The sequence below is a fragment of the Leisingera sp. genome (assembly GCF_034669605.1).
GTDB lineage: Bacteria > Pseudomonadota > Alphaproteobacteria > Rhodobacterales > Rhodobacteraceae > Leisingera.
The window spans coordinates 1-3,691 of record NZ_JAXMOX010000311.1; the positions used below are offsets into that span (position 1 = coordinate 1).

The window sequence follows — 3,691 nt, forward strand, 5'->3', positions numbered from 1 at the left end:
GACCGTGACCATCGCCAATGGCTCGGCCACCTGGGGCATGCGCTTTGCCGGCATCGAATTGCGCGACGGCTCCGGCCAGCGGCTTGGCAGCGGTCTGGCCGCGCTGCACACCGCAGGGTACTCGCTGTCGCTGGCGCTGCCGGTCCTGCAGGTGATCTCGGTCATCCTGATGCTGACCTCCGCGCGCGGTCAGGGCCTGACCGACCATTTCCTCGGCACGGTGATGCTGAACCGGCGCGCCTGACCGGCGCTGCGGCAAGACGCCGTTAAGCCATTTTCCACAACGCTACTTGGCGCACCGGGAGCGCGTTGCTATCATCATCGGACCACGGTGCGAACCGTTCCGTCTGTCCTGTGAAACTGCTGAAGAGTCCTGATGCGCCATACCCTTCCCATTGCACCGCAGTTTTATGTGACCGCGCCGCAGCCCTGCCCCTATCTGGAGGGCCGGATGGAGCGGAAGCTGTTCACTGCGCTGCAGGGCGACGGGGTGGAGCAGCTGAACAACAGTCTCAGCCAGCAAGGCTTCCGGCGCTCGCAGAACGTGCTTTACCGGCCGTCCTGCTCGGAATGTTCCGCCTGCCTGTCGGCGCGGATCGATGTGGCGGCCTTTACTGCCACCCGCAGCCAGAAACGCACGTTGAAGCGCAATGCGCATCTGGAGCGGCGTGCCACCTCGCCCTGGGCGACCGAGGATCAGTTTGCCCTGTTCCGCAGCTATCTCGACAGCCGCCATGCCGATGGCGGCATGGCCGATATGGATGTCTTTGAATATGCCGCGATGATCGAAGAAACCCCGGTGCGCAGCCGGGTTGTGGAATATGCCGAGACCGGAACCAACACGCTGGCGGCGGTGTCGCTCACCGATGTGCTGGAAGACGGGCTTAGCATGGTCTATTCCTTCTACGCCCCGGACCAGTCTCAGAATTCGCTGGGCACCTTCATGATCCTCGACCACATCGCCATCGCCCGCGAGGCGGGGCTGCCCTATGTCTACCTCGGCTACTGGGTGCCCGGCAGCCAGAAGATGGGTTACAAGGCCAAGTTCTCCGGCCTGGAAATCTATCACCGCAGCGAATGGAAAAAGATGTCCGACCCTTCTCAATTCGAAGCCGCCGGCCATCCGCTGTCGACCGATCCGATTGCCGAACAGGTCGCCAATATCCAGCTGCCCGAACAGCCGATACACCGCAAACGCTGATGCAATACCTGCATGCTGTCTCTCTGGTGGTGCCGGATTACGACGCCGCCATCGGCTTTTACTGCGGCCGGCTTGGCTGGCAGCTGGCCGAGGACATTGATCAGGGCCGCAAACGCTGGGTCCGCATCCTGCCGCCGGGCGCCAGCCAGGGCAGCCTGATCCTGGCCCGTGCCGAAGGACCAGAGCAGGAGGCCGCCATCGGCCGCCAGTTCGGCGGCCGCGTCGGATTGTTCCTGGCCTCTGATGACTTTGCCAGCGACCACGCGGCGATGCAGGCGCAGGGCGTCATATTCGAAGAAGCGCCGCGCCATGAACCCTATGGCACCGTTGCGGTCTGGCGCGATCCTTTCGGCAACCGCTGGGACCTGATCCAGTTCGCCTGAGACCGGCGCCGCCTCGTTTCATCTTTCTGCAAATACTCCGGGGGGAATGCGCCACAGGCGCAGAGGGGCAGCGCCCCTCCCCCGCACACAAGCCAAGGGGCCCGCATGGGGCCCCTTTTTGTGTTCTTATCCCGGATGTGCCGGTCAGTTCGGGATCAGCGCCGGCACGATGGTCACGATTGCCGGGAAGGCCCAGAGGATGCCGATGCCCACCACCTGGATCAGCACAAAGGGCGCAACCCCGCGGTAGATATGGGCGGTCGTCACTTCCTTGGGCGCAACCCCGCGCAGGTAGAACAGCGCAAAGCCGAAGGGCGGCGTCAGGAACGAGGTCTGCAGGTTCACCGCCACCATGATGGTCACCCATTTCGGATCGAACGAACCGCCATAGATCACCGGGCCGACAATCGGGATCACGATGTAGATGATCTCCAGGAAGTCGAGCACGAAGCCCAGGAAGAACAGCACCAGCATCACGATCAGAAAGACCGTCATCTCGTTGTCAAAGCTCTTCAGGAACTGCTGGATGTAGTGCTCGCCGCCAAAGGATATCACCACCAGATTCAAGAGCTGCGAGCCGATCAGGATGGTGAACACCATCGAGGTCACCTTGGCGGTCTCCCGCACGATCGGTGACAGCACGCCCGATTTGAACAGCACCCAGCAGCCGTACAGCAGCCCGAACAGCGCAAAGAGATAGGCGCCATAGGCGATAAAGAAGGCGATCCAGCTTTCCAGGGAAACCCCGCCCTGGTTCACCCGCAGGTCAAAGTTCATACCGACCAGGATGCACAGCATGACGGCAAAGGTGGACCAGATGATGATCTTGCCGGACCGGCCCTGGTCGTGCAGCTTGCGGTAGGCCGCCAGCATGATGGCTCCGCCGGCCCCCAGCGCCGCGGCGGGAGTCGGGTTGGTGATGCCGCCCAGGATCGAGCCAAGCACCGCCACGATCAGCACCAGCGGCGGGAACACCACCCGGATCAGATCGTTTTCGGCGCAGCGCGCCGCGGCTTCGCGGCAGCCCCACAACGCCAGCAGCAGCGGCAGCGCAATCCACAGCACGGTTACGCCTGCCGATGTGGCCGGCGCAATCGCCACCAGATCCACCAGCGCAATCAGCAGCACGCCGATGGCCCCCAGGATCAGCGGCTTGGCATCGCGAGACGGCGCCACACCGCGGCCGAAGGCCAGCACCAGACCCAGAAGAATCATGATCACCGCGATGCCGGTGCCGATCGGCGCGGCGGCAGCGATCTTGGCCTCGCGGGCGGCGATGATCTCATCCCCGCTCAGCCGTTCTGCAAGGGCCACGCCGCCGGCGGCATTGATGGTTTCCTGTTCCGCCTTGGCGGCGTCCCAGGCGTCTTGCCCGTGCAGGTCAATCATCGCGGCCTTGCATTCGGCACCGACATTGGTGCGCAGGGAGGCGGTCTGGCCCGCGTCCGAAAATGTCGAGACGGTGATGTTCTGGCTGCCGATCACGTTGAAACTGCCGAGCAGGATGGCACCGCCGACCAGGGCCGCCGGAACCGCCAGGAACCAGATCAGGCCTTCATTGCGGGTGATCACCTCGCCGGTGCCCGGCTCCATCGCAACGGCAGGTGCCTTGTGCGGGTTCAAAAGCGCATAGCCAAAGGCATAAGTGGCATAGAGGATCGCCAGCAGGATGCCCGGCAACAGGGCTGCCTGAAACAGCGTGCCGACCGACACCACCGCGGGTTCGCCCAGATAGGTGAGCGCGTCAGAGCAGCCCGCCTCCATCGCGCGGGTTTCCTGCGCGGTGGAGTAAAGGTCGCCTGCCAGCGTCCCCAGGAGAACGATCACAATCGAGGGCGGGATGATCTGGCCCAGCGTTCCGCTGGCCGCGATCACGCCGGTTGCCAGTTCGGGGCTGTAGTTGTTGCGCAGCATCGTCGGCAGCGCCAGCAGGCCCATGGTCACCACGGTTGCGCCGACGATGCCGGTGGAGGCCGCGAGGAACGCACCAACCACAACAATCGACACCGCCAGACCGCCGGGCAGCGGGCCAAAGACGCGCGCCATGGTGGTCAACTGGTCGTTGGCGATCTTGGAGCGTTCCAGGGTGATGCCCATCAGAACAAAC

Annotated in this window: 4 protein-coding genes; 3 read left to right on the forward strand and 1 reads right to left on the reverse strand. The window is 63.9% G+C overall.

All coding sequences use genetic code 11. The annotated features are described in order from the left end of the window. The 3 genes from VOI29_RS23335 to VOI29_RS23345 all read left to right on the forward strand — a co-directional run. A partial coding sequence (locus VOI29_RS23335; protein ID WP_416361582.1) for an RDD family protein occupies positions 1 to 244 on the forward strand: 244 nt, incomplete at its 5' end. A gap of 132 nt (positions 245 to 376) precedes the next feature. Further along, positions 377 to 1,201 carry an arginyltransferase gene (locus VOI29_RS23340; protein WP_323784139.1) on the forward strand — a complete coding sequence of 275 codons (825 nt, stop codon included), beginning with the start codon at positions 377 to 379 and terminating at the stop codon, positions 1,199 to 1,201. After that, positions 1,201 to 1,584: a VOC family protein gene (locus VOI29_RS23345; RefSeq protein ID WP_323784141.1), complete on the forward strand. Its 384-nt coding sequence runs from the start codon at positions 1,201 to 1,203 to the stop codon at positions 1,582 to 1,584. The genes VOI29_RS23340 and VOI29_RS23345 overlap by 1 nt, the downstream gene beginning before the upstream one ends. A 144-nt stretch (positions 1,585 to 1,728) precedes the next feature. Here the strand turns inward: VOI29_RS23345 and VOI29_RS23350 are convergent. Then, on the reverse strand, positions 1,729 to 3,691 hold a 1,963-nt coding region (locus VOI29_RS23350; protein WP_323784143.1), incomplete at its 5' end, for a TRAP transporter large permease.

Excerpts from the sequence above, each read along its gene's own strand:
- VOI29_RS23340 (WP_323784139.1), top strand. The coding sequence starts at position 377 with ATGCGCCATACCCTTCCCATTGCACCGCAGTTTTATGTGACCGCGCCG.
- VOI29_RS23345 (WP_323784141.1), top strand. The coding sequence starts at position 1,201 with ATGCAATACCTGCATGCTGTCTCTCTGGTGGTGCCGGATTACGACGCC.